This is a genomic window from uncultured Brachyspira sp. (assembly GCF_944393015.1).
Taxonomy (GTDB): Bacteria; Spirochaetota; Brachyspiria; order Brachyspirales; family Brachyspiraceae; genus Brachyspira.
Genome location: NZ_CALXYQ010000110.1, coordinates 1 through 3,242, shown reverse-complemented (window position 1 = coordinate 3,242; position 3,242 = coordinate 1). Strand labels below are relative to the sequence as shown.

The 3,242-nt window shown below is 48.0% G+C and carries 4 protein-coding genes; all 4 read left to right on the top strand.

What is annotated here, in order from left to right:
• Positions 1–292: sigma-70 family RNA polymerase sigma factor (locus Q0K19_RS15340; RefSeq protein WP_297249500.1), on the top strand; the 292-nt coding region annotated here is incomplete at its 5' end.
• A 493-nt stretch (positions 293–785) separates the two neighbouring features.
• The gene (locus Q0K19_RS15335) at positions 786–974 is read left to right on the top strand and encodes a hypothetical protein (RefSeq protein WP_204899936.1); all 189 of its coding nucleotides are present in this window, start codon (positions 786–788) and stop codon (positions 972–974) included.
• Positions 961–2,589, top strand: coding sequence for a recombinase family protein (locus Q0K19_RS15330; protein WP_297249495.1), 1,629 nt, complete (start codon positions 961–963; stop codon positions 2,587–2,589). The genes Q0K19_RS15335 and Q0K19_RS15330 overlap by 14 nt, the downstream gene beginning before the upstream one ends.
• Before the next feature lie 78 nt (positions 2,590–2,667).
• The coding region (locus Q0K19_RS15325) for a hypothetical protein (RefSeq protein ID WP_297249493.1) at positions 2,668–3,242 on the top strand (575 nt) is incomplete at its 3' end.

The window sequence follows — 3,242 nt, the reverse complement described above, 5'->3', positions numbered from 1 at the left end:
GGATGTGTTCTCCCTGGAGAACCAGCCGGGGGTGGAGGCCCATATCCTTGAGCGAGTACCTGGGCCGGAAGAAGAAACGATGCGGCATATCCAGAACGAAGAACTTTACAAAGCTATGCGGTCTATCCCCAGAAAACAGGCAGACCGGATCTATGCCTATTACTTTATGGACATGACCTTGGAAGAAATCGCCGCTGCGGACGGCACCTCCGTACAAGCGGTCTATTACAGCATCCAGGCTGGCAAAAAGAATCTCAAAAAGATTTTAGAAAAACTTTTCAAAGAGACTTAAAAAATCGCCTCCAGATGTCCTTGTTAATAGAGGGGTTTTCACTTCTCGGTGAACCTTGATAATGGAATATCGGCAGCATGAGCAGGTACGTCACTGTGCCAATGCAATCTTTCGTTTACCGCCATGACCATCGGATATGCCGATAAGAGCGATCTATAAGCGATACGCCTGGATGCCTATGGCACATTCAGGAGGAGTGCAGCACAGATATAATGGTACTTCCAAACGGTGGCCTCCCACGTAAGAGGGGGAACCCTGCGGCGCACGGCCCGACCGACGCTGTGGAGTTATGAATCGTCCTCGCCACGGACAACCTGCCATGTTCCCACTTCGCCAGGGGTTCGATAAATGTGGCGACGAGTATGACCATCATATTCAAAGTCAGATACCACGCACTGGCAGCGCAAGTTGCCAGTGCGTTCATGTGACTTTGAAAGCAATTACATCATAGCGTTTGCCCGGATTGCATAAGGTAACGAGAGGAGGTTTGGCCATGAATGAGATTGACCGTGAGGTTGGGCTGATTCTTTTGAAACGATTGTGGCAGCGGAATATGATCTCAGAAGATCTCTATCTCTCTGCCAGCTGCTCTCGGTTTTTTGACAGAAAGCATTTTACCCATTATGCTGAGGATAAACCTTTACAAAACCAAAAGGAGGATCAGCGGCATGATGACTATTAGAAAGCTGCGAGAGCAAATGCGAATGGGCAGGTCAATCTATGACCTGCCCCTGCGGGTTACATATTACGCCCGTGTATCCACGGAAAAGGTGGAACAGCAAGGAAGCCTGGAAAACCAGGTTCAGTATTATACGGAGTTCATTCAGAAAAACCCAAACTGGACATTCGTGCAAGGCTATGTGGATGAAGGTATTTCCGGCACCAGTACCTATAAGCGGGAGAGTTTTCTGCGTATGATTGACGATGCCCACAGGGGCCTGTTTGACTTCATCATCACCAAAGAGATTTCCCGTTTTTCCAGAAGTACGCTGGACAGCATCCAGTATACACAGGAGCTGTTGGATGCCAATGTAGGTGTCCTCTTTCAGAACGACAACATCAACACTCTGGACACCGACAGCGAGTTTCGTTTGGTGGTCATGGCAGGCGTGGCCCAGGATGAGGTGCGGAAGCTGTCTGAACGCCTGAAATTTGGCTTTCGGCAGTCCATCAAGAACGGCCATGTGCTGGGCAACAACCGACTGTGGGGCTATGACAAGAAGGACTGCAAACTGACCATCATCCCGGAACAGGCCGAGGCGGTGAAGCTCGTTTTTGAACTTTACGCCACCGGCAAGTATGGAATCCGAAAAATCGCCCAGGAGCTGACCCGGCGGGGACACACCAGTCTGCTGGGCAATGAGTTCAATCAGCTTACCATCAAACACATGCTGACCAACCCCAAATACAAGGGGTGGTACTGTGGGAACAAAACCCAGACGCTGGACTATCGTACCAAGAAGAAAGCCTTTTTGGAGGAAAGCGAATGGGTCATGTATCCAGACCCCAATATCCCGGCCATTGTCTCGGAAGAATTGTGGGATCGTGCCAATGCCATCTTCAAGCAGCGCAGCAGAGAGGTTCGGACAAAATCCACCAGCTACCATAACCGCTATGCATACAGCGGAAAGATCGTCTGCGGTATCCATGGCACCAGCCTCCAACGACAGTCCTTCAAAACCCAAAAGGGTGTGCGGGAGTTCTGGCGATGCAAAATGTACCGCCAGAAAGGGAAGGATGCATGCAGCCTGCCGTCTGTTCGCAGCGATGAAGTAGATCTCGTTTTAGCAGACCTGTTTCAAAAAGTGGTAACAGAGAAAGCACAGATCATCCGGCTGGTGCTGAACAGTATCGGGGAAACCGACAACAGCGTGGACTACTCTGCGCAGATCGGGCGAATTGAGGTGCAGATCGGCCAGATTGAGGAGAAGAAAGATAAGCTGCTGGAGCTGAGCATGGCGGATGCCATTACCCTTTCAGAGTTCAAGGTGCGTAATGACCGATTCAACCGCCAGATCTCCGCCCTGGAGGAACAAAAGGCGACCCTGCAACAGCAGGAGCAAGTCCAAAAAGGAACGGAGATAAATGCCGAAGCGCTGGAAAAAGCACTCTGGGAGGAACTGGATTTTACAAACGGGATTCACTCTGAAGTTGTGGCAACGATTCTGGATCATATTGTGGTGCTGGAGCAAAGCAATGACAAGCAAATCTATTTAGAGGTCTATCTGAGACTGGGGCAACGGGCTTCAGTCCATTTTCAACGGGGCGAATTAGTCCTTTGCAATAGTCCTTCTTAATATAATATATGAAAACCCGTTATAATTTCGTGCTTTTTTGCGCGATTAAAGGAGGATAAAGATAAGAAGAAAAAACTTTTGGCGGTAACCGCTGTGGCCACCGCAATGGCGCTCTCCGCGTGCGGGGGGGGGGGTACAGGCAACACTGTAGCAGTACTTAATTCAGCAGGGCAAGAGCAACCGACAGATGAATCCGGTAATGAAATATTATCAAAAGAAGAACTGCTTGAAGTCTCCGAAGAATTTGATTTTAAGCAATTTGAATCGGATTCCCATGCGAATAAAGTAAGAGCCAAAAAAGATTATTCTGATAAAGTCTATACTTATACAGGATATATCCATTCTATCGAGGAAGATCATGTATTAATGAGTGGCGGTGGTATTGAGCTAAAACTCTTTCTTCCAAAAGAGAATCTGATGGCTCTTGATACCAAAACTATAGTTACCTTGGTAGGTCAACTGTCGAATCTCGATTATGAGGAAGTTCCTTCTGAATTTTTTCCTAACATTACTAATACCAAATTCACAGCTTCTGTAAATCCTGCATACTATGTTACCGATGAAGTTACTCTAAATGGTACAATCCATTGTAACTCTGTGCGCGATTCAGGCACAATAGTCGGTTCAGTTTACGGATTGCCGGCTTATGATAT